Consider the following 23,873-nt stretch of genomic DNA (forward strand, 5'->3'; position numbering starts at 1 on the left):
ATTGATAAGCTTTTTTCTTAAGTATATAAGAATCTAGAAAAATGTATTTCATTAGAAATATATTTTATTTTAGGAGCTTATAATAATTACTTATGGCTAAATTGTTTAAAATAGCCATGAGTTATATACTAATTTTTGAGTCTAAATGTTGCTTATCTAAACTCTTAATATAATAGGACGGATTGATGCCTGTTTTTGCTTTAAAATGTTTCACCAGAGAGTAACTGCTTTTATATCCAATTTCTGAAGCAATGGATTGAATAGAAAATGACCTGAATTTTTTATCATCCTTTAATCTTTTTAGAACATATTCAATTCTAAGATCATTGATGTAATCCGTAAAGTTTTTTTCTTTGTGAATGTTTATTATTTTAGATAAATATGTGGCATTGGTTTTTAACTTTTTTGCCATGGACCGTAAATTACATTCAGATTTTAAAAAGTATTCTTGAATTTCTAATTTTTCTAGACCTTTAATGATCTCGTTGATTTTCTGATCGCCAATAATGATTTCTTTAGACGATTCTTTCTTGTTGATCGTAGTTTGTTTAATAAATTCTAAATCGTTAATTTCTTTCATTAATTTATTAAACAAAGTTTTATTGGATCGTTGTTTTTTGATATACATAAAAACAATACAAGCTAGTGTCGTTAATGTGATTAAAAGGATCCAGAATATTAGGTTTTTTGCTTGCTTATCTTTGGTTTGGCTTGCTTTAAGAGTTACTATTTCTTTTTGAAGCCTATTCGTTTCTTTTTCGTGAATAATATCTACTGTTTGATCCTTATCTTTTTGATAAGATTCATTTAGCTTAACATATTTGTTACTCCACAGATTTGCTTTTTTGTGTTCTTTTTTTTCATTGTAACAATGAGCTAGAAGTAAATGAGATCTAATCGCTGGAGGTTTTAAAGAATCATTTTCTGAAAAGTTGTTTATACTATTCGTTAATACATTAATTGCTTTATCATAAAATTTTTGCTGATAATAGCAACTTGCAATGAAATAATTAGTATTGATTACAGGATAAGTTTTGTTGTTAATCTCTTGTTGGGATAGAATATTTTTTGCTTTAAATAAAAAATCTAAAGATGTATCATATTTTTTTTGGTAATAATATACCATTCCTTTTTTTATGTATAAGTCCAAAATGGCCTCTTTATATCCTAGCTCTTTGCTTATATCTAGTCCTTTTTCTATATAATATAATGTAGAATCATATTGTTCTTTATCTAAATATACCTCGCTAGTAAGAATCAAAATACTAGCATGAGCCCCTTTTTTATAAAGATTAGTATTCGGAATTAATTTAAGTGAGCGACGTGCAGTTTTTAGAGCTTTGTCTAATCTGTTCATTCTTTTGAGAATAACAATGAGCCCCGAATTCGCCTTAATTTCAATTTCTTTATGCCCTGTTAATTCTGTAATATCTAATGCTTTTGAATAGGCATCAAGTGCATCTTTGTTTTTTCCATCTCTAAGATGTATATGACCTTTTCTAGCATATATAATAGATAATAAAGAGTCGTGGTGTGATTTTTTAGCTATTTGTTCGGCCTTGTCATAATAAAACATGCTTTTTTCATAATCTTCGTTGTCGTAAAGTAACCCAGCTTGTTTAATATATGCTATAGCATCTTGACTATCATTTTCTTGAGCAGAAATACAAAAGGGGTTGAATACAAGAATAAATGAGGGTAAAATAAGGTATTTACCTAATAAAGGTTTATAGTGGGTTGTCATTATGAAAGAATGTGTGCTATCAAATGTAAGTAATACTTTTATTTTTCCAGAATATTTACATCACATACTCATAAATGGTTAAATTTGGTGACAGACAAATAGTTAAACCAAGAGAAAATATTACTCTTGGTCTCTATCATTCTAACCACAATTTAAAATCTTTTACCCGTTCTCTAGCTACGATAATTTCTTGTTCGTTAAAATGATTAAGTTTGATTTGTAATCTCGAATTGGTATACGATATAATATCTTGTATCGCATTTATATTGATGTAAAACTTTCTGCTTGCTCTAAAAAACTGCTGTGGATTTAGTTCATCTTCAAGAGATTCTAGAGTGGTATCGATCAGATAATTTCTATTATCTGTTGTATGCAGATATGTTCCTTTGTTTTCAGAATAAAAACATTCGATATCTTCTACCGAAAATATTTTTAAATGCTGTCCAACCTTGGTTGTAAATCGCTTTTTATACGTGCGATCCATAGGATTTATGAGCAGCTTTTTAATATCTTCAAAATCTACCTGAAGCTGTTGTTTTTTTGGTAATTGCTCTTTGTATTTTTGTACAGCAACTTCTAATTCTTCGTCATCTATTGGTTTTAACAGGTAATCGATACTATTTAATTTAAAAGCTTTGAGCGCATATTCATCATAAGCAGTCGTAAATATGATGGAACTTTTTATGGTAATTGCATCAAATATTTCAAAAGATAACCCATCACTAAGTTGAATATCCAGAAAAATCAAATCTGGATGTTCGTTTGTACTAAACCATTCTATAGATTCTTGTACAGAATGTAACATAGTATGCACTTTTATATTTAACTCACCAAGCATTCTGTTAAGACGTCTGGCTGCAGGTTTTTCATCTTCAATAATTATAATGTTCATTCTTTTATAGTTAGTTTTAAAGTTTTAAAGAGGTAAAGAATTCATCCTTAGTGTATGTCACTTCTGATTTTACACTTAGATAGTATCATTTTTATTCCCAACGTTGTTGCTCCTGATTTTGTTCCTCGTCCATGTATTCTCTAATCTTACGTTCTTCCCAATTTTTATCAAACATAGGATTTATTCTATAGGCTTTGACTGCATGAAAAGCTAAACCAATTCCCCATCCAAATGCTGCCCATAAAAACCAAGCATAATGCCATTCATTTTGATAATAATTTAATCCGGCCAGAAACCCAATAACAATAATATAAGAGAATAGATTATTATAGAATTTTTTTAATTCTTCTACACGCTCTTTTGCTCGTTCATATCTTTTTTCTTTATCAAAATCTTTCATAATGTATTCGTTTTATAATTTGATACTATATTTTTTGACCTTCTTAATCATCATTTTTACCTAAAAGCAGAGATTCACCAAGAATTAGCAATCCATGAAGCAGTAAAATTATCCCCCAAAGTACTGGGATGATAAGCATGATCCTATCAAACCAACTTTTTATGATTTCTTGATTCTCTGTAGTAACCGTACTGCTAAAAACCAGATATTCTCCTTTTAAGAATAATAGTGCGATATTAACAAATACAAAAATCGATAGATGATAATAAAACCTTTTCTCTTTTTGTACCTTTATTTTGGCTAGATTAAATATGTTTTGTCTTTCAAAATCTTTCATGATGGTTTTACTTAAAAAGATTTAAAAATTATCATTATGCATAAATTCTTTGATCTTACGTTCTTCCCAATCTTTATTATATAAAGGGTTTATTCCGTATGTTTTTATAGCATGAATGATTAAACCGATTCCCCAACCAAATGCTACCCATAAAAACCATGCATGTCTCCATTCATTTTCGTAATAATTTAATCCTGCTAGAAAACTTATGACGATGATGTAAACGGATAGTTTGGTATAGAACTTTTTTAATCCTTCTACTCGTTCTTTTGCTCGTTCATATCTTTTTACTTTTTCGAAATCTTTCATAATCACTAATTTTAAAGTTCTTGATGGTTTTTTAAAGAATTAAAATTTATCCTTGTCCATAAATTCTTTGATTTTACGTTCTTCCCAATCTTTACTGAAAATAGATTTTTTAAAGAATTTTTTCAAAAAGAACCTCTCTTTAAATACCCATAATCCATGTCCGAGTAATGCTATTCCCCATACTACAGGAGTTAAAAAGGTGTTCCAGAATCTCCAGTTTTTAAAACCAGAATCATTAGGATCTGCTCCAATAAATACTGTTAGTTTAGACATAAAAAACAGTAGAGCAATATTGATTACAATATACACGGCAAGGTGAGAATAGAACCCTTTTTCTTCTTCAAGTCTTTTCTTTGCTTTTTCGTAAGCTTTTTCTTCGTTATAATCATTCATGATAGCTGTCATTTGATTCGTTCATATATTTTCTAATTTTTTTCTCCTCCCAGTCTTTTCCTAATATGGGATGATACCCATAAGCTTCAGAATAGTGAAATATGAGTCCAATTCCCCAACCTACAATAGGAAATATAACCCAGGGGATACCAAATCCGGTGGTTTTATAGTTTAATATTGCCAACCCGGGAATAACAATCATATAAGCAATCAGGTTTCCATAAAATTCTTTGATTTTTTGTACACGTTCTTTTGCTCTTTTATACTTTATACTTTTTGTGTGTTCTATATTTTGTGAAATTGTCATATCTGCTGATTTTATTTGTTTTGTTAATATTGGAAGTTCTGCGATAAATGCATTCTCTGTTTTATATACAGAAAACTTCCTTTTTGTCAATAAACCATATCGTTGTTGTACATTTCCTAATCCCACGCCACTACTTTGTTTAATGACTTCTTTGGGTTGAAGATTATTCTCGACGATGAGAAAATTATCTTTTTCATAAATTTTGATGTGCAACGGATTCTCTGGCATCACTATATTATGTTTTACAGTATTCTCAAGTAAAATTTGTAATGATAGTGGTACTACTCTGGCTTCAGGATTTAATGCTTGCTCAGGAATCTCAAAAATAATACTGTCTTCAAAGCGTAATTGTATCAAGGTCATATACGTTCGAGCAAACTTTAACTCTTCGTCTACAGTAACCAATTCTTTATCTTTTTGTTCTAAAACATATCGATATACTTTTGATAACGATGTTGTAAATTTTTGAGCCATTTTTGGATTCTCCTCAATTAGTGAGGTCAATACATTAAGGCTGTTAAACAAAAAATGAGGATCTAATTGATTCTTTAATGCCGCAAATTTTGCAGAAACAGTTCCTGCTATAATCTTTTGCTCGGTAACTTTATTCTCTTGTAATGCTTTATAGAAATATACCGTATGAAAGAATAGCGAAATAATAACTGTTAGTAATAATGGAAACAGGTAATCTTTAAAGGATTGATTGGCAATAAACTCTGAGCTTGTTTGGGTTTTAAGAATGACTACAGCAACAACAAATTGGCATATTGCATATCCCACCATTGTTATGATGATAGAACCTCCGGCTCCAATTAAAACTCTTTGTAACCCCTTGTTTTTCCATTCGAATTTATTATTTAAAATGCTAAAATAAAGAGAGTTTAGATAGGTTAGAATGAAACAATACATATAGGCAATGGTCCACCATTTTACAGTAAGGATTCGGTCAAAATTAAATCCATTTACTAATAAAGTTACTAATGCAACTATTGCAGAAACTACTAGTGAAACAATGGCTATTTTTTTTAAATCATTCATATACCTCTTTTTATTTTAATATGATCAAGGGCTAATTTTTGATTTTAAAATTATCCTTTACAGTTTTCCTGAACACGTTTTACCTGATCTTTGCCCCATTTTGGGTAAAATGGAATATCATGTGATTCGTTTTCAAAATACAAGATAGCTTTTTCTACCTCAGGACAAAAGACTTTTGGGTCTTTGCCGAAGAATTTTGCACCTCCCATTTTCCATTCGGCATGGTATAAAGTCGCTCTGGGGTTTTTAGGTTCTAATACCTTTGCCTTTTGGTATAGTTGTTCAACTTTGGCAGACAATGTCATCCCATATACCGAAGGATTATATGCAACATATGCTGTGTTAAGCAATGCTTCCATGATTAGTATTTCGGCATTGTCACTTGTGTATATTTTTGCTTCATTAAGATAATCCTGAGCTTTTTTTAATCTGGATTCTATAGCTTCTGCATCTTTTATACTAAAAGTAGTAATAATATGAACCTGAGCAGCATAATAATAAGGTAACCAATTTTCTTTTTCGGCTTTCGCAATACGTTCAAAAAGATTGATAGCTTCATCAGGGTTTTTATTTCCCCATAATTCAAAAGCTTTAGTCATTCCTTTTTCATATGATGATTGAGCGTTGGTAGCAGTAATAGTAAAAAAAGCAAGTATAATAACTATTGTTTTCATGATGGTTTAATTTTTAATTTATAGTGTAAAGATCATGAGGTAACTGATCTTTTTAAAGTATTTATGACCGAAGTGTATTTTTTAATGGATGAAATGTAAATGCATTTATAATTTGATAGATTGTACGATTGCTTTATCCGAAATAGAGAACCTGGCATCTTCCCATTTTGGAGGCCCGAACCTTCCTTTTGCATTATTACTAACCCCATAAGGTTCTGTAGGAATCCTAAGAAAGGTGTTAAGTCTTTGGTTCTCATCGGTATCATGATATAATGAAATAGCATATTCTCCTTTAGGGACATTTTTGAAAATAACCTCAACACTTCCGGTTTTGGCTTTTGTACTAATAGATTGGTATATTGTATTCAAGAAATTACCTTTACTGTTATAGAGTCCTACCTGTATTGTCCCCTGGTTAGATTCTATATTGGTGACAATAACGGTAAGAGAATGTTTCGATTCTTGAGCAATCCCTGTTTTTATGCATAACACAAGCAATAGAATAACTGTATATTTTAAAGTTTTCATAATAGTATAGATTATAGTTTTACTAAGTTTTATAGATTGTCTAATTGGTTATCGGTTTTATTATCACTGATGGTCCAGAAAAAACCAACGATAAAAAAGCGATCTGCATTAGGTCTTATAGCACGTCTGGAGAAGTTTCCATCGATATTAGGAGTATTTGCATATTGATAGTTAAAAACATTATCAAACCCCAGAACATTAGAAACCGAGAAGTATAGGATCTTTTGTTGACTAATAAGGTATGCCCAACTCAAATTGACTGAATTATAAGTTTTTGTCTTTTTATTTTGAAATACTGACTGATTAGGATCATTATAGGGTCTGCCAGAAGCAAAATTGTAGGTGGCACTCATTAATGATTTCCAATCTTCGATCCAGTATTTTGTGACCAGAGAAAGGTTGTGTTTTGCGGCAAAATTTGGAGTCGCTTTATTAGGATAATTTTTGTAATCTCTTTTGGTATCTAGATAAGAATAGCTAGCCCAATACTCAAGATTCTTGATAGACCTGTTATCTCTCCAGAAGATATCTAATCCAGCTGCATAACCACTTCCGTTATTAGTGTATAAACTGGTAAACTCTGGGAGATCTGTATCAAATTTAACGAGTTCTTCATAAGATTTATAATAGGCTTCGGCTCTAAAAGTCCTTCGATTATTTTGATATAAGTAATTAAAAATATAATGCGATGATTTTTCGGGTTCTAGAGTTTCATTATATTTTAAAACATCTTGTTGTGGTGCCTGGTAAAAATCACCATAGGCTAATGATACCTGAGATTTTGATGATGTTTTGTAGGCTAAAGAAGCTCTGGGTGAGATCTTGGTATACTCTAATAACGTATTATGAACTCCTCGAACTCCTATCTGCATCGCTAGTTTTTTGCTAAAAAACACATTAGCTTCAGTAAAGGCTGCAGTACTATTATTATCGAATGAGCTTTTAAAAGTATTGGTGTTAGGAACAGAAACATTTTCTGAAAATGCACTTACATATTGTTCTGCACCAAAATTTAATTTAAAACGATTGCTAAATCTCTTTCTTAATTTCAGTTTAAAATGAAAGCTATTCTCATTATTATCAACATTAGTATTTACAATTTTAATATCGTTATGATCATTTGCAAAACTAGTCCCGGTTGCAATAGTCCAATCGTTGCCCAGGCGTCCTTTATAGGAAGTATTGAGGTATAAATTTCTGTTTTTAAGTCCAAAATTAACTCCTTCAGGTGTATTGATATCTTCTTGAACAAGATCAAATTCGGCATAGTTTAAACCTCCGTATACCTTTAAAAGTCCTTTTTCAAATGTATGGCGGTATACCGCTTCTCCTGATAGTGATTCGTATGGTTTTTTCCAATCTACCCGTTGTGAAATGATTTCCTGATATGGTTTTAGGTTTAGATAAAAAGCATTAATACTTAGCGAGTTCTTTTTCCATTTTTGTGTATTCCCTACACCAAGACCAACACTAATAAACGATAAATCTGTTTTTTCCTGATCGGGTTCATCGATGGTATTTAATAATAAAACACTAGATAAAGCATCACCATATTCTGCAGAATAACCCCCGGTAGAAAAGTTAGTACCTTTAAAAAGAAAAGGCGAAAATCTTCCACGAGTAGGAATATTATTTGTGGTTGCTGCAAAGGGTTGAAAAACTCTAAGTCCGTCGATATAGATATTAGTTTCATTAGCATCTCCACCGCGTACAAAAAGCCTACCGTCTTCGGCAACGGTAGAAGTTCCTGGTAAGGTTTGGAAAGCACCAATATAATCCCCTGCGGCACCAGCAGTGGTAACAATATCGATAGGGGAGAGTACAGAAGCCTTGCTGTTATCACCCGCAGAAAATGTACCGGCATTAAGAACGACGCTACCCAAAGAATTTACATCTTCTCGTAGTACAATTTTTAAGTTATTCATTGCAGAGACGTCGGTTAACATCGTATACGTTTCAAAAGAAAGAAAAGAAACCAGTAAGGTTTGAGGCCCTGTTTCTGAAGTAGAGAAAGAAAAAGCTCCATTGGTATCAGAGGATCCTCCATCATAAGTTCCGTCTAGATAGACATTTGCTCCTTCGATAGGGATTCCCGATGCATCAGTCACATTTCCTGTAATAGCTGTTTGGGCGTTTGTTGATAATAGAATTGTGATAAAGACAAAGGTTAGTGCTAATTTCATGTATATAATAGTTTTTTGATTGTGAGGTCAAAAATGGTCTATCTATACAAAAACCGAAATTGAATTTTACCGAACTGTAGAATTTTAAGGATTAATTGTAATGTTGTTTTTTTCTTTTATGTCTTGTATTAAAATTTAAAGGAATAGTAACAACGGCTTGAAAAGTTAATGCTCCTATAGCATTTGCTCCCATGTCACCCCAGGACGCATAATGATTTGATGATGTACTATCAACAACTTCCTTTAAACTGCCTATAATTATGGTGGTAGAAAGAGAAATTAATCGTTTTTGCAATTCGGGAAGGTTTTTATGTTTTGGATGAATCGATAAATATGTATAAGTAATAGTACTTATACCAAAAGATCCAACACTATGCATAATTTTATCTTTTTGCCAAAAATCAGTGTTGTTTGTGTTTTGTGCCATCACTTCTGCACATAATAGGATAGTAATAAAAAGTAATATTCTTTTCATGATCTTTAGGTTTTAGGATGTTAGTAGCACTGCGAAGTCATATGAACTTCTGTATCACCATTCTGTTTTATGAAAAAGAGTATCGGATAGGCTTTTATAATAAATATCTCGAACTTAAAACAGGTATTTCGATATGGCTATAGATCCAAATTACTTATATAAGCAGTGAGATTCCTGAAGAATTCGTCGAGATGTTTTTTAGTATGGCTCAATGGTTTTCTATAAGCGATGAAGGTAAATTGCTTTATTGATTTATATTGTTCGAAAGCGATGATGCTTTTCATAAGATTGTTTATAGCTTTTTCTACTTTATTGTAGTTAATGCTATGAACACAAACATTGTCTTACCTACCGAAAGATTAGAGTATGGTGAAGAAGTTATGAAAAAGAAAATTAAAGTGCTTTTGTACTAATCAAACATTAAAGTACTAGAAACGTACTTGTCATTCTATTCTCAAGTATAGAGTATAACAGCATTACACTCGTTCTATAGTATTTTCCTTATTCTTAAAAGGTCTAACAATTAATCTTGCTGCTTTATCATAATTAATATAATTATATACCCAATTAAAAAAGGTAACAAATCGATTTCTAAAACCTACCAGGAACCATAAATGAATAAACATCCAGATAAACCAGGCAAAGAACCCTCCGAATTTAAATTTCCCGATATCGACTACAGCTTTATTACGACCAATGGTAGCCATAGATCCTTTGTCAAAATACTTAAAAGGGATCATGTCTTTGCCTCTAAGGTAGCGTTTTAAGTTTTTGGCAAGATGGCTTCCTTGTTGTATTGCTGGTTGTGCCACCATTGGATGCCCTTTGGGATATTTTTTAGTTTCCATTACAGAGATATCCCCAATAGCAAAAATATTTTTATACCCATCGACCTGATTGAATTCATTCACTTTATATCGATTGGCTCTTGGTATTAGAGATTCTGCATCTATTCCCGATACAGGAGCCCCGGTTACACCAGCAGACCATATAAAAGTTGCAGTTTTAAGAGATAAATCAGTATTCGTACTTACTATGTTATTTTCATAATGTTGTACTTGTGTATTGGTATGAATATGTACTCCTAATTTTTTTAAGAATTTAGCCGCTTTTTCTGATGCATGCTCGCTCATAGGAGGGAGTACACGAGGTGCACCTTCTATCAAATGAATTTCCATATCATCAAAATTCATATCGGGATAATCTCTGGGAAGCACATTTAATTTTAATTCTGCAATTCCTCCCGCTAGTTCAACCCCTGTTGGACCGGCACCTGCAAGTACAAAACGCAGAAGCTCTTTCCTTTCTTCTGGATCTGTGGTAATTACTGCCTGCTCAAGATTCTCAAGCATTAAACTACGTAAATTTAATGCTTGCGGTAGATTTTTCATTCGCATTGCATTATTTTCTATAGTAGTATTTCCAAAAAAATTGGTTCGTGCACCTGTAGCAATAACAAGATAATCATAAGAAATGCTACCGATATTGGTATGTATATTTTGAATATCTGGATCAATAGCTGTTACTTCTGCCATTCTAAAAAAAGTATTTTTACCTCTTTTTACAATTTTACGAAGTGGATATGCAATAGAATCTGGTTCTAATGATGATGTAGATACTTGATAAAGAAGTGGTTGAAAAGTGTGGTAATTATGTCTGTCTAGTAAGACCAGTTGTACATCTTCTTTAACCATTTTTCTTGCTAATGCAACTCCGGCAAAACCCCCGCCAATTACGACTAATCTGGGTAAATTGGTATGTGGAATATTCATAAGATATATGTTGTATTACAAAGATAAAGTGATAAAATTATATACCCTACAGAATACTTGGATTTATGACTAAAATTATCATACTTTTATTTTTATTTGTAACATAAATGTTTTCTTGACTACATATAAGAAGTAACCGACCAAAGTGAATAAAGAATTAGAACATAGTTTTGTAACCAATCTTGAGCAAAATCAGAATATTGTGCACAAGGTATGTCGAATATATACCAGTGATCCAGATTCACATAATGATTTGTTTCAGGAAATAACGATTCAGCTTTGGAAAGCATATCCTAAGTTTAGAGGAGACGCAAAATTTAGTACCTGGATGTATAGAGTTGCATTAAATACGGCTATAACATTATACAGAAGATCCAAAAGAAGTATTAAGACCGCAGATCTTGATACGATGAATTTTAAGATAAAAGCTGAAGAATATGATGACGAGGTAGAGCAACAACTTAAACTAATGTATGCAGCAGTAAAACAATTAAATGATATAGAGAAAGCTTTGGTTTTCTTATATCTTGAAGATAAATCATATCGAGAAATAGCTGATACCATGGGTATTAGCGAGGTAAATGCCCGAGTAAAGATGAATAGAGTAAAAACGAAGTTGAAAAAAATATTAAATCCGTAACCCCATGGATGAATTAGAACTATTAAAGAAAGACTGGAAGAAGCAGGAAGATGTGCTTCCTAGATTGTCTTATAAGGAAATATATAAAATGATACTAAAGAAATCTTCTTCTATTGTAAGATGGATTTTTATCATTAGTATTTTAGAATTTCTATTATGGGCTTCTTTGGATGTCGTATTTAGACTAAACGGAATGTATTCGAAGGTAGAAAAGGTAGATATGGGGTCATTCTCCTTGATAGCTTCGATTGTTTCTTACGGTATTTTGCTATATTTTATTACTCGTTTTTATATAAATTATAAGAAAATAAAGGCTACTGATTCTGCTAAAGTATTAATGGAAAATATTATAAAAACCAGAAGAACGGTAAAACGATATATCTGGGTAAACATTAGCTTTTTTGCATTAGCGATGATTGCTACTATGAGTTATGCGCTTATATTTACAGAAACATTTCAGAATAGATCTGCCGAAAATCAATTGCCAGTATGGTTGGTCGTAGTGGTTACTTTATTTGTTACTTCAATATTTATAGGAATAATAGCATTGTTTTACAGGGTTATTTATGGGATTTTTACCCGAAGATTGAAAAGGAATTATGGGGAACTTAAAAAACTTGAGATATAATTATTTATTCTCATTAAATGCAGATGGTAATAGTTGAGGAATAAATTTTACCAGTAAAGGCAATAGTAAACTTCCACCTGGTAGAATAAAAATAGCCAAAGAAGGTATCGTTTTGCAGATATCAAGGAGTTGTTTTTTTACTTGTTGTTTTTCTTCTTTAGATAAATCCCGCATAGTAGACTGCCCTAATAAAATCATTAGATCTTTACTTTCAGAGATTTCTTTAATTAATCTTTTTTTATTCCTTAATATCAATATACTTACCGTTCGCGAGGTTTGCTGATAAAAATGTAATGCAGGATTCGAGTAATTAAAAAATGAAATATCTTCTTTATGTTCATTAATGAACGATTGTACCAAATCGATCGATTCTGCTATTACTGTATGAGGTAGTTCAAGTTCTGTCCCAAGAGCCAGCATAAAACTCTGTTCTCCTGTATCTACTTCTCTATCATTCCAAACAGCTAAACTGGTAAGATCCAGGATATATTTTTTTTCAATTTCGTCTGTATATGGATCTAGTTCTATATAATCAAAACTAGCTTCTTCTTCTGTAGAAATACTAGTATACCGTACAGATGAGGAGAATAACTTAACCAAAAGCTTGTCATATTCATCTTGCTCTTTTTTAGAGTTTAGTGCAAGAAAAACAGTATTTGTTAAGGTTTCCTCTAATTTGGCAGCGTACCCAAAAGGATCTTTGTCATGTATAAGAAAATACTCAAAAGCTAATACATCAATAAATAATAATGCATTTGTTAATAAATGACTAAAGTTTTTCCTAAAAACAGATTCATTGGTTTGTATACGGGCATGTATAATTTTTTCGAGCTTTTCATTTTTATTCCCAGGAAGTATATTCCCCAAAGAAAAAATAGATTTTTTGGTATCTAAAAAACCATAGAACTGTACAAGTGCATCAACACAATCATTTTTATCAGCATTTTCGATTGTATCATAGTAGGTAATTACTAGTGCAGCAAATAAATTGATTTTTGTCTTTTCTTCTTCAGAATAAACAATATCAGAATCATTAACTATAATAGTATCTATAGAAGTACCATAGATAAAACCTATTCGTCTTAAATCGAGATATAGCTCATCAAATGACCATTGAGGTAAATTAGGGTCACTATCGAGATCTCGTAAAAATTTTTCTATCCAACCCGAAGTAGAAGGATTCATTGATTAATGATTTGTTACAAAGTTAATTTTATTTTAGTGAAATGCTATTTTGAAAAGTTATTAAAATGTATAAAGAAAAATGAAATTTCGAGAACACAATAATGGTACGGGAACAAGTCTTATGTAGCACGTAGCATATCAAAAGATAGTAAAATTGTATTAGAATACAAGATTATTAAGTTACAGCAGAACATTTATATTAATAACAACGCAAGAAACGGGTTTTGAGAACCTGATAATTATAAGAGTTTTACGATTTCAGAGAAAAGTATGAATAAAAACATGTAGAGGCACAAAAACGGTGAAAGAAATACAACGTAAAATAGAAACTATAGATTGGCAAATAATAATTGATAAAATGAATAAAAGAGGATATGCCATTATCCCAGAATTTCTTTCAGAAAACCAATGCAGTGAAATGGTAGGCCAATACGATAATCCGAAAGGTTATCGTAAAACAGTAGTGATGGAACGATACAGATTTGGTTTGGGAGAGTACAAATATTTTGATTACCCATTACCAGATGCCGTACAGGCTATAAGAGAAAAGATATATCCAAAACTTGTTCCAATTGCTAATTTGTGGATGAGAGTATTAAAAATAGATAAAACCTTTCCTAAAACACTTCGGGAGTTACGGGCACTATGCCATTCGAATAACCAGGTAAAACCGACGCCGTTGATTTTGAAATATGGAGTAGGAGGGTTTAATACGCTACATCAGGATATGTATGGAGACGTCTATTTTCCTCTCCAAACTGTTTTGTTTTTAAGCGAACCTGATGAAGATTATACAGGGGGAGAATTTGTAATAACACAACAAATCCCAAGAGCTCAGTCTAAAGCTATTGTTTTAAAACCTAAAAAAGGAGATATGCTTATTTTTACAACTAATTTTAGACCTGTAAAAGGAACAAAAGGGTATTATAGGGTAAATATGAAACATGGAGTGAGCGAGTTACATAGTGGTAAGAGGTATACCTTAGGAGTAATTTTTCATGATGCTGTTAGTTAGAAAATGATACAACACAAGGAAATAGGAAATATAGACTTACGAAAAAAAATAAAGCAAAAAGAAATTTGCTTTGGCGGTAACCGAAAACTTAAAATTTATGGAACTTTGAAATGTCGGTCGGGTAAGAGAATGAAACGAGAAAACCGAGTGTTTTTTGGGTCAGAAAATGAAGCAAAGAGTCATGGATACAGACCCTGCGGACATTGCATGAAAAATGAATATAAAAAATGGAAGAATGGATTTATTTAGTCATATTATAGATCATGAAAAAAATATATTGCCTTATGATGGAATTGTAAATTATTATGGGAAATTGATGTTATCACAGCAAGCACATCATTATTTTAATCGTTTATTAGAAAATATAGAATGGAAAAATGATGAGGCTATTATTTATGGTAAACGAATCATAACCAAACGTAAAGTGGCATGGTATGGAGAAAAACCATTTGAATATACATACTCAAATACTACAAAATTGGCATTACCCTGGATACCAGAATTGTTAGAGTTAAAAGGGCTTATCGAACAAAAAACTAGTGAAACATTCAATTCTTGCTTGCTTAATTTGTATCATACAGGTAGCGAAGGAATGGCTTGGCATAGTGATGCCGAAAAGGATCTTAAAAAGAACGGAGCAATTGCATCATTAAGCTTTGGAGCAGAGCGAAAATTTGCCTTTAAGCATAAGATTACAAAAGAAAAAAGAGCATTGGTTTTAGAAAATGGGAGCTTGTTAATAATGAAAGATACAACACAAACTAATTGGTTGCACCGTTTGCCTCCTACAAAAATGATAAACACCCCAAGGATTAATTTAACTTTTAGAACTATAATTGAAAAAGATGCATAAAACAAAAAGAGGCTATTTTATAAAATAGCCTCTTTTTGTTTTTATAAAATAAATTTTTATTGGATAATACCTCCACAACTCACTCTGCTACCAGCAGCACCAGAAGGTTGAGAAGTAAAATCATCGATACCTTGATGCACGATAATTGCTTTACCTACAATGTTCTTTTTATCATCATCACAACCAATACACCATTCGTTAGTAGCAAAAGTAATATTACCATTACCACTTGCATCAGCTTTAAAGTTTCCTATATCTCCCTTATGATATCCTTCTTTAGCACCCCATTTCCCATGTGGTTCCATAGTTGGATTCCAATGTCCTCCTGTAGATTTACCATCAGCCGACGTACAATCTGCTTTTTCATGAATATGGATAGCATGCTCTCCTTCGTCAAGCCCTGTTAATTCTGCTACCATATTTACCATACCTTCAGATTCGGTAAAAATAACTTTACCCGAAACCTTACTGTCACTTTTTGGTTCTAGAGCAAACGCTATAGTCTTTGTGATATTCTCTTCTTCTTTTTCCTGATCCGTAATAGTATCTACATTTTCTTTAGTATTCTCCTGATCTGTTGCTTCTTTCTTTTCTCCTTTACAACCAAATACAGCTATTGATAAGAAAGCTAACACTACCAATTTTAACGTTTTCATAATTTTATGATTTGTATGTCATTTACAAACGTAATATAATGCAGTTTTAGTTTATGACAAAAAAATTAAATAAGAAATCCCAAAGCATTATAAAATAAGTAAATTATATTCTTTTTACGAGTTCTTTATTATCCCGTATACCTCGTTTTAGATTTTCGGTAATAATTAGAGCTTTATCAATTCGAGACTGAGAGTTTTTTATTTTCAGAATATAGTAAATTAAGCTTCGCTTTTTCCCATCGGTTAAAGATTCGAAAATCTCAAAAGCTTCCAGATCACTTTGTAAAACAGCATCAAATTCTTCTGGCATTTCTACTCCATATTTGGTAGTGTCTTCGTGTAATGTAACTTCAAAAAAATCTGTAGGAAAGACTTCCAATTTTTTTTGATTTTGTTTGTTAAAAGTAATATAGTAATTATTTTTCCATTTTTGTAAAGCCGCATGATATTGTATCGACACCGTATTAAAAGTAATTTCTACAATCACCCTTTTATGTCCTTCTTCTATAAGGTATTGTGCAATTTTATTAGGTACAATAATGCTATGACTAGAATAGAGTGAAGTTTTAAAAATATGAGTTTTCATTGCTTTCGAATTTACCAAAAAAATAAAACAAAGTTTGTTTTATTTTTAGAATATCTTGTTTAATGTTTTTGTAATAGTGTTAATCAAATTTGATATTTAGTAAAGATAACTAACGTTAGTTTTAGAAAAAAATGATATTAAATTCGATGCTTTTTCCGTAATGCAGAAAAGGGATTCGTATCCTTCTCTTTTTTTAGGTAAATTTTTGGGTAAAAAATATTTTGATCTTAGAACCTGTATTTATAATAGCTAAGCAAAGTATTATGAATAACAAAAAGTGCTGCAATGTAGATATTGAACATATTTCAATAGAATTGTTAAATTTCGGGTATTTTATGAGGTATTTTCATTTGTTTTTATAGATGCTTTAATTTTTGTTAATTTTATAGAACACAAACTCAAAATTTTATTTTATGAAAAAAGGTTACTCGTTTGTCATTCTATTATTATTAATAGGGCAAACAATTCTTGCACAAAATTCGAACGCTCTCGTTCGAAATCACTTCAGTGATATTGCTAAAAATGAATCCTCAAAAACGTTCAATACTGATTTTTCAGAATGGAGAATAACAGATGAGGTTCCTTCATTAAAACCTGGTATTACACATGTATATGTTAATCAACTTTATAATGGGATTCCTATTGTAGACGGGGCATATAAGTTGACAGTTAATAATGGCAAAATTACTTATGAAATTGATCAATTTATTAAAGGAGTAAAATCAAAAGTAACTTCTACTAAAGCATCTTCTACAGAAATTTCGGCAATAAATGCAGTTATACGAGCACATAACCTGCCTTCTGCCAAAAGATTATCTAAGACGGTAAGTAAATCTAACGGAAATGATGTTTCGCATTTTATGGATTCTGGAATCACAGCAGATAATGAACCCATAAAAGTTAGCAAAGTCTATAAATTACACAATAATGAATTACGTCTTTGCTGGAATGTGAATTTATATGAAAAAAATGGTCATAATTGGTGGAGTAGTTATGTCGATACTAAAACAGGCGAAATTATTTATGAAGATAACTGGGTAGTAAAATGTACTTTTGAAGGTGCTGATCACAAATCACATAGTGATGAATCTGTACTTTTTGAAACTAAGCCACTAGTAACAGTTGCAGAAGCACCAACGGCAGCTTTGGCGCCTGATTCGTATAATGTACTTGCAATGCCAGTAGAAAGCCCAATACATGGTAGTCGTTCTATAGTTACAAATCCGGCAAATGCTACTGCATCTCCTTTTGGATGGCATGATACTAATGGAAGTAATGGAGCAGAATACACCATTACAAGAGGTAATAATGTATGGGCACAGGATGATATTAATGGAAATAATGGTACAGGTTCTTCTCCTGATGGAGGATCAAGCCTTGACTTTGATTTTCCATTAAATCTTAATCAGGATCCTAGCAATTATAGAGATGCAGCTATAACTAATTTATTTTACTGGAATAATATTATACATGATGTATTCTACCAATATGGTTTTAATGAAGCTAGTGGTAATTTTCAGGAAAATAATTATGGTAAAGGAGGAGCAGGAAGCGATTCTGTAAACGCCGATGCTCAGGATGGTAGTGTTACTTGTAATGATCCAAGAACCAATTGTATCAATAATGCAAATTTTGGTACTCCACCAGATGGAAGTAACCCAAGAATGCAAATGTTCTTATGGAATAGAACAACTCCTAAGAGAGATGGAGATTTTGATAATGGGATTATAGCTCATGAGTATGGACATGGAATTTCTACTCGATTAGTAGGAGGACCTTCTTCTAATGTTTTAGGAGGATCTGAGCAAATGGGAGAAGGCTGGTCTGACTTTTTTGGATTAATACTTACCATGAAAGCGGGTGACGTAGGTACAGATGGAAGAGGTGTTGGTACATATGCGCTTGGCCAACCAATTTCAGGAAACGGAATTCGACCAACTCGATATTCTACAGATACATCTATTAATAGTACAGATTATGGAGACATAAATAATCTACGTGTACCACATGGAGTTGGTTATGCATTCGCAACAATTCTTTGGGATATGACCTGGGCTTTAATAGATCAGGAAGGTTTTGATGCCGATTTTTATAATGGAACTGGTGGGAATAATATTGCTATGGCCCTTGTTATCGAAGGATTAAAGAATACCGCTAATAACCCAGGATTTGTTTCGGGTAGAGATGGAATTCTTCAAGCAGATAAAGACCTGTATAACGAAAAATATAAGTGTTTGATCTGGAAAGCTTTTGCAGCACGTGGAGTAGGACAAGATGCTAACGAAAATAATAATGGTGGATCTAATACTAATTCAGACCAAACCGTTTCTTTCGTAAATCCTTGTGATGATCCAGGTCCGGATCCAGGTAATTGCTCTGGTGATGTAACTTCATTCCCATTCTCAGAAAGTTTTGAAACTAATTTAGGAGAATGGGCACAGGCAACATCGGGAGATGATCTAAACTGGACCAGAAATTCTGGAACTACTCCTTCTACAGGAACAGGACCAAGTAGTGCTGCAGATGGTACGTTCTACCTGTATGTAGAAGCTTCAGGTAACGGAACAGGATATCCTAATAAAAGAGCTATTTTAAATTCTCCTTGTTTAAACTTTAGTAGTTTAACAACTCCTAAACTTGCATTCCGATACCATATGGTAGGAAGTGCCATAAATACTTTGGTTGTCGAAGCAAGAACCGATAATACAGGAAACTGGACAAGTGTATTCTCTAAAACAGGTGCTCAGGGTACCAATTGGAATACAGCAGATGTAGATCTATCTGCATATGCTGGTAACGCAAGTGTGCAATTACGATTTAATGTAGTTACAGGTAGTGGTACTAGCGGGTGGCAAAGTGATATTGCCATAGATGCCGTAAGTATTCAAAATGGCACCACAAATCCACCAGTGTGTGATGCATTGAATTTTAATGATTTCCAGATTAATGCATTCTCTAATCAAGATAGTGCAGGTAATTTCTCAATCGTAAGTGGTGGAGCTGGATTATCAATGCAGAATAATACATGGAAATATATTAGCCTTAACTATACTGTTACAGCAAATACAGTAATAGAATTTGATTTTAGCAGTACTTCTCAAGGTGAAATCCACGCAGTTGGTTTTGAAAATGATAATTCATTGACTTCTTCTAGATATTTTAAAGTTCACGGTACTCAAAATTATGGAGTAACCAACTTTGATAATTATGCTAGCGGAACCAAGAAATATGTTATTCCTGTGGGTGATTTTTATACAGGTAGCATGGATCGTTTAGTATTTATAAATGATAATGATGCTGGTAGCGGAAATAACTCAATATTCTCTAATGTTAAAATTTATGAAGGATCTTGTGGTGGATCGTTAGTAGCAGAAACACTTGCAGCATTTGGAAGTATGACTCCAATTTTAGGTGATGAAGATGAAGGTGAGGTATCGACCATTAGAATTGCACCAAACCCATTGAAGAAAGGAAACTTACTTCGAGTGTTTGTTCCTAGTAAAGAAATATCAAATACATCATACTCGATTATAAATATTATGGGGCAAGTAGTTGGAGAAGGAAGGCTTAATAATAATGGCTTTATCAATCTTGATCGTTTGGGTGCAGGTATGTATATACTTAAAATCCAAAATTCTGAAAGAAAAGAAAAAGATACAATAAAGCGTTTTATTATTGAATAACTGATTTGTAGAGTAATACTAAAGACCGTTCTTTCGAACGGTCTTTTTTGTTAGAGATGTATTAAATATTGTTTTGTCTTTTAAAACTAATATGGTAATAAATGGCACTAAACCATGAGGAAGACGATATAATACTTCGTAAAGGTTTTGATGAATAGATTGCAAAGGAAAATCCATATAAAAATTAGCGATAATTCTGGCAAATGCGGTAGCCAAACCCCATATTAGTGCATACCACAAAGTATATATAGCCGTTTTTGGAACAAAAATTAAAGCAGCAATTACAAAATCCAGAATACCGGCGATGTATAAAAAGGTGATAGCCGCAGATTCTGAGCACCCAATAATTTGAATAACCATATCTACAAATTTTCCGGGAACAGGATAAAACCCAAAAGCGTATAGTCCATGCGAAAAAAAAGTAACTGCAATTAATATTTTTAGAGTAAGGATAAACCTTTTAGAAGTAAAATTATCAGTATAGGTATAGAGTAAAACAAAAGGTAAACCAAATTGGATGCTATGTTCAAAAAATTGAGCCGTATGATAAAACTTTTCTTTAGTGAGAAGAACGGCCAGAATTATTAAAGAAACTCCTCCTGCCAGTATAGGAAAACGCACCCATTTTTTATTACTTATAGTAAAACCTAATGCGCAAAATGCAGCTATTAGATAGAGTATACCATTACTTCTAATAATAGCTTGAATAGTATTATCTGTCGTGCTACTTGTCACATAATCTTTCCATGAAATATTAAAAAACCCCTCGATCACAGGTTTTAAAAGAGCTTCATCCCAAAAGAAAGACCGATATGGAGCATCCCAGAACAAATGCTGCCATGCTCTGCCAATGAAAATCAGAAAAACTGATATTTTAAGAATACGTAATGCTTTAGGATTTTTCATGATACAAATTAAAAGTAATCAATGTTAATAGGATCTAAACTCATTGTTATGTTTTGTGAAAGCTTTTGTTACCTGATTTAATTCTTAATTAAGATTAAAGCAGGTTTAATTTGCAGCTTATCATTAGTTTAATTTTGTAATTCATTAACCAAATATTACACAGCCATGAAAAAAATCTATCTACTTATTGTAGCCCTTATTGGGTTGCAGACTTATGCTTCTAATGATAAATATCGTTTAACCCTACGCGATAACCCAGCCACTTCTATAGTTATTGGGTGGGATCAGATTTCAGGAAATAACCCTATGGTATATTTTGATACAGTAGACCACGGTACCAATTATACCAATTATAACTATTCGAAATCTCCAGATCGTATGGTTCATTATCGTGGGATGAATAATCATTTTGTTCGTTTATCAGGATTAACTCCAGGTACAGCATACTATTTTGTGATTAAAGATAGTGAAGGAGTGAGTAAACGATTTTGGTTTAAAACCGCTCCACAAGAGAATAGCAGATTTTCCTTTATTGCTGGCGGAGATTCTAGAAATAATAGAACACCCAGATTAAACGCAAACCGTCTGGTAGCAAAACTAAAACCGCATGCGGTACTTTTTGGGGGAGATATGACCGATAATGATAGTGATTCGCAGTGGAGAACGTGGTTTGATGATTGGCAGTTAACTATTGCCAACGATGGAAGAATGTTTCCTATTCTTGCAGCTAGAGGAAATCATGAAAAAAGTAATAGTACGATTATTAATCTATTCGATGTACCTTCTTCTGGAGTACATTACGCAATTACTTTTGGACGTAACCTTGTACGCACCTATACATTAAATTCTCTTACAGCCATTTCTGGAGATCAAACAAACTGGTTAAAGAATGATCTTAATGCCAATCAGGATATTATCTGGAAAATTGCGCAGTATCATTTTCCGATGCTTCCTCATGTATCTTCTAAGATAGATAACCTTATAGAATATGCAAATTGGGCTCAGTTATTTTATGATAAAGATGTAAAATTGGTAATAGAATGTGATGCACATACAGTAAAAAGCACATGGCCATTACGGCCTTCTACGAATTCTGGTAATGAAGGTGGATTTGTAAGAGATGAGGATGGAACAGTCTATGTAGGAGAAGGAGGTTGGGGAGCGCCATTACGAGATAATGATGATATCAAAAGTTGGACAAGGGATTCTGGTAAATTCAATCAATTTAAATGGATCTTTATTGATGAAGCAAAAATTGAAACACGAACTATAAAAGTTGATAACGCAATACAAGTAGGAGAAGTTTCTAACCATGATGTATTCGAAATCCCCAACAATCTTGATATCTGGAATCCCTCAAACGGAAGTGTAATTAAGATTATAAATAAAGCATTTAACGCACCTCAAATTTCTTTTACTACATTACAAGAGGGGCAGCATATTCCTGCGGGAAACACAACGATCGAAGTAAATGCAACAGATAGTGATGGAGAAATTGATAGAGTCGAATTTTATATAGATGAAAATTTGGCTGATGTGGATACTACTGCTCCGTATAGCATCCTGAAAAATTTAACTAATGGCATTCATAATATTAAAGTAATAGCATATGATGATCATGATCTATGTAGTGAAAAGGAAATAACAGTCAATGTCGGGCAGTTTTCAGGAAATCTTACTGTACCCGTATCAGATGGATATGATGATGTAGAAGAAAATTTTGTGGGTCAGCTTTATATAGATAGCAGTGATCTAGAATTGGTATATGATGCTACAAATCTTATAAGTTTTCAAAAAGTAGGTATTCGCTTTCAGAATATTGTAATACCACGAGGAGCAACTATTAATAGTGCATATATCCAGTTCACAGCCGATGAAAGTCATCATAAACAAGCAGAACTAGAGTTTTCCTTACATAATAGTGATAATTCCCCTCTGTTTTCTAATGAAAATAATGTATCAGGTAGAAATGTTGTATCTCATAAAGTACGATGGAAACCTAACCCATGGATTGCTGGGCAAAGTGGTAGTGCTCAACGAACTCCAAACCTTAAAGGGATGGTACAACAAATAGTAGATAAAGGAGGATGGAATCCCGGTAATAATATGAGTTTTATTATTCGTGGAAAAGGAAAAAGCTCCTGGAGAATTCAATATAAAAGAGTAGCAAGCGCTTATGAAAGTGGTTCGGATAAAGCGGCTAAATTGATAGTGAATTATACTTTTGGCAGAAATTCGAGAATCGCAGAGCGTAAAGAAGATAAAATTAGCACTATAACTACGACATCATTAGATACCGAATTACATAAAATTAAAGTATATCCTAATCCATTTGATGAAGCGTTAAATATCACGATTCCTATAGTACAAGATGTAATACATATTGAAATTTATAGTACTCAAGGAAAACTTGTATTTTCTAAGAAAACACAAATCAAAAATAATACAGTAAGTATTCGTCCCGAAATTCTGGATAAAGGAATATATGTTATTCAGGTGATAGATAAAAACGGATATTCTTTAATGACTAAAAGGGTAGTCAAAAAATAGTATACATATAGAAAATGAAGGTGACGCTTAGTTACCTATGTTAATTAATCTCTTGTTGTTTGTTATGATTTTTTAAAGTTTATGTTACCAAATTTAATTCTCAATTAATAGTAAATCAT

23 protein-coding genes are annotated in these 23,873 nt (G+C 32.2%); 7 read left to right on the forward strand and 16 right to left on the reverse strand.

The window, feature by feature from the left end; genetic code table 11:
• Positions 1–121 precede the first annotated feature (121 nt).
• The 12 genes from NNL09_RS15715 to NNL09_RS15770 all read right to left on the reverse strand — a co-directional run bounded on the left by NNL09_RS15715 (position 122) and on the right by NNL09_RS15770 (position 11,052).
• Positions 122–1,744 (reverse strand): helix-turn-helix domain-containing protein, encoded by a 1,623-nt coding sequence (locus NNL09_RS15715; protein ID WP_196909806.1) that lies wholly within the window; start codon positions 1,742–1,744, stop codon positions 122–124.
• Positions 1,745–1,880: 136 nt separating this feature from the next.
• Positions 1,881–2,636 (reverse strand): LytTR family DNA-binding domain-containing protein, encoded by a 756-nt coding sequence (locus NNL09_RS15720; protein ID WP_025664683.1) that lies wholly within the window; start codon positions 2,634–2,636, stop codon positions 1,881–1,883.
• A 91-nt stretch (positions 2,637–2,727) separates the two neighbouring features.
• Positions 2,728–3,036 (reverse strand): 2TM domain-containing protein, encoded by a 309-nt coding sequence (locus NNL09_RS15725; protein ID WP_025664684.1) that lies wholly within the window; start codon positions 3,034–3,036, stop codon positions 2,728–2,730.
• Between the two features lie 43 nt (positions 3,037–3,079).
• Positions 3,080–3,373: a 2TM domain-containing protein gene (locus NNL09_RS15730; protein WP_196909807.1), complete on the reverse strand. Its 294-nt coding sequence runs from the start codon at positions 3,371–3,373 to the stop codon at positions 3,080–3,082.
• A 21-nt stretch (positions 3,374–3,394) separates the two neighbouring features.
• A complete protein-coding gene (locus NNL09_RS15735; protein WP_196909808.1) occupies positions 3,395–3,682 on the reverse strand; it encodes a 2TM domain-containing protein in 288 nt (95 codons plus the stop codon).
• 39 nt (positions 3,683–3,721) lie between these two features.
• Positions 3,722–4,075, reverse strand: coding sequence for a 2TM domain-containing protein (locus NNL09_RS15740; RefSeq protein ID WP_025664687.1), 354 nt, complete (start codon positions 4,073–4,075; stop codon positions 3,722–3,724).
• Positions 4,068–5,420, reverse strand: coding sequence for a 2TM domain-containing protein (locus NNL09_RS15745; RefSeq protein ID WP_025664688.1), 1,353 nt, complete (start codon positions 5,418–5,420; stop codon positions 4,068–4,070). Before NNL09_RS15745 ends, NNL09_RS15740 begins: the two co-directional genes overlap by 8 nt.
• Positions 5,421–5,470: 50 nt before the next feature.
• Positions 5,471–6,094, reverse strand: a complete 624-nt coding sequence (locus NNL09_RS15750; protein WP_025664689.1) for a hypothetical protein — start codon at positions 6,092–6,094, stop codon at positions 5,471–5,473.
• A gap of 105 nt (positions 6,095–6,199) precedes the next feature.
• On the reverse strand, positions 6,200–6,622 hold the full coding sequence (locus NNL09_RS15755; RefSeq protein WP_025664690.1) for a DUF2141 domain-containing protein: 423 nt from the start codon (positions 6,620–6,622) through the stop codon (positions 6,200–6,202).
• Between the two features lie 29 nt (positions 6,623–6,651).
• On the reverse strand, positions 6,652–8,805 hold the full coding sequence (locus NNL09_RS15760) for a TonB-dependent receptor (protein ID WP_196909809.1): 2,154 nt from the start codon (positions 8,803–8,805) through the stop codon (positions 6,652–6,654).
• A 91-nt stretch (positions 8,806–8,896) separates the two neighbouring features.
• Entirely contained in the window at positions 8,897–9,280 is a 384-nt protein-coding gene (locus NNL09_RS15765; protein ID WP_231389078.1) for a hypothetical protein, read from the reverse strand.
• A gap of 476 nt (positions 9,281–9,756) precedes the next feature.
• Positions 9,757–11,052, reverse strand: coding sequence for an NAD(P)/FAD-dependent oxidoreductase (locus tag NNL09_RS15770; RefSeq protein ID WP_196909810.1), 1,296 nt, complete (start codon positions 11,050–11,052; stop codon positions 9,757–9,759).
• Positions 11,053–11,197: 145 nt separating this feature from the next.
• Between NNL09_RS15770 and NNL09_RS15775 the strand changes: the two genes are divergently transcribed.
• Together NNL09_RS15775 and NNL09_RS15780 are read left to right on the forward strand one after the other, a co-directional pair.
• Complete coding sequence (locus NNL09_RS15775; protein WP_025664694.1) at positions 11,198–11,692, forward strand: RNA polymerase sigma factor; 495 nt, start codon at positions 11,198–11,200, stop codon at positions 11,690–11,692.
• 4 nt (positions 11,693–11,696) lie between these two features.
• The gene (locus tag NNL09_RS15780) at positions 11,697–12,320 is read left to right on the forward strand and encodes a hypothetical protein (RefSeq protein WP_025664695.1); all 624 of its coding nucleotides are present in this window, start codon (positions 11,697–11,699) and stop codon (positions 12,318–12,320) included.
• Here NNL09_RS15780 and NNL09_RS15785 read toward each other — a convergent pair whose 3' ends face one another.
• Positions 12,321–13,505 (reverse strand): LETM1-related biofilm-associated protein, encoded by a 1,185-nt coding sequence (locus NNL09_RS15785; RefSeq protein ID WP_196909811.1) that lies wholly within the window; start codon positions 13,503–13,505, stop codon positions 12,321–12,323.
• Between the two features lie 301 nt (positions 13,506–13,806).
• Between NNL09_RS15785 and NNL09_RS15790 the strand changes: the two genes are divergently transcribed.
• From NNL09_RS15790 to NNL09_RS15800, 3 genes are read left to right on the forward strand one after another with little or no spacing between them, the layout of a single operon-like run.
• The gene (locus tag NNL09_RS15790; protein WP_196909812.1) at positions 13,807–14,520 is read left to right on the forward strand and encodes a 2OG-Fe(II) oxygenase; all 714 of its coding nucleotides are present in this window, start codon (positions 13,807–13,809) and stop codon (positions 14,518–14,520) included.
• Between the two features lie 3 nt (positions 14,521–14,523).
• Positions 14,524–14,769 carry an Ada metal-binding domain-containing protein gene (locus NNL09_RS15795; RefSeq protein ID WP_025664698.1) on the forward strand — a complete coding sequence of 82 codons (246 nt, stop codon included), beginning with the start codon at positions 14,524–14,526 and terminating at the stop codon, positions 14,767–14,769.
• Complete coding sequence (locus NNL09_RS15800) at positions 14,756–15,373, forward strand: alpha-ketoglutarate-dependent dioxygenase AlkB (protein ID WP_196909813.1); 618 nt, start codon at positions 14,756–14,758, stop codon at positions 15,371–15,373. Before NNL09_RS15795 ends, NNL09_RS15800 begins: the two co-directional genes overlap by 14 nt.
• Before the next feature lie 56 nt (positions 15,374–15,429).
• Here the strand turns inward: NNL09_RS15800 and NNL09_RS15805 are convergent, their stop codons facing one another.
• Together NNL09_RS15805 and NNL09_RS15810 are read right to left on the reverse strand one after the other, a co-directional pair.
• A complete protein-coding gene (locus tag NNL09_RS15805; RefSeq protein WP_025664700.1) occupies positions 15,430–16,029 on the reverse strand; it encodes a superoxide dismutase family protein in 600 nt (199 codons plus the stop codon).
• Between the two features lie 103 nt (positions 16,030–16,132).
• Positions 16,133–16,615: a YdeI/OmpD-associated family protein gene (locus tag NNL09_RS15810; RefSeq protein ID WP_196909814.1), complete on the reverse strand. Its 483-nt coding sequence runs from the start codon at positions 16,613–16,615 to the stop codon at positions 16,133–16,135.
• Positions 16,616–17,028: 413 nt separating this feature from the next.
• Between NNL09_RS15810 and NNL09_RS15815 the strand changes: the two genes are divergently transcribed.
• A complete protein-coding gene (locus tag NNL09_RS15815; protein ID WP_196909815.1) occupies positions 17,029–20,298 on the forward strand; it encodes a M36 family metallopeptidase in 3,270 nt (1,089 codons plus the stop codon).
• Positions 20,299–20,316: 18 nt separating this feature from the next.
• Here the strand turns inward: NNL09_RS15815 and NNL09_RS15820 are convergent, their stop codons facing one another.
• On the reverse strand, positions 20,317–21,204 hold the full coding sequence (locus tag NNL09_RS15820) for a hypothetical protein (RefSeq protein ID WP_196909816.1): 888 nt from the start codon (positions 21,202–21,204) through the stop codon (positions 20,317–20,319).
• A gap of 165 nt (positions 21,205–21,369) precedes the next feature.
• Here NNL09_RS15820 and NNL09_RS15825 point away from each other — a divergent pair, with 165 nt between their 5' ends.
• The gene (locus tag NNL09_RS15825; protein WP_196909817.1) at positions 21,370–23,754 is read left to right on the forward strand and encodes an Ig-like domain-containing protein; all 2,385 of its coding nucleotides are present in this window, start codon (positions 21,370–21,372) and stop codon (positions 23,752–23,754) included.
• Positions 23,755–23,873 lie beyond the last annotated feature (119 nt).

It is taken from the genome of Aquimarina sp. EL_43 (assembly GCF_943422735.1).
In the GTDB taxonomy this organism is placed as follows: Bacteria; Bacteroidota; Bacteroidia; order Flavobacteriales; family Flavobacteriaceae; genus Aquimarina; species Aquimarina megaterium.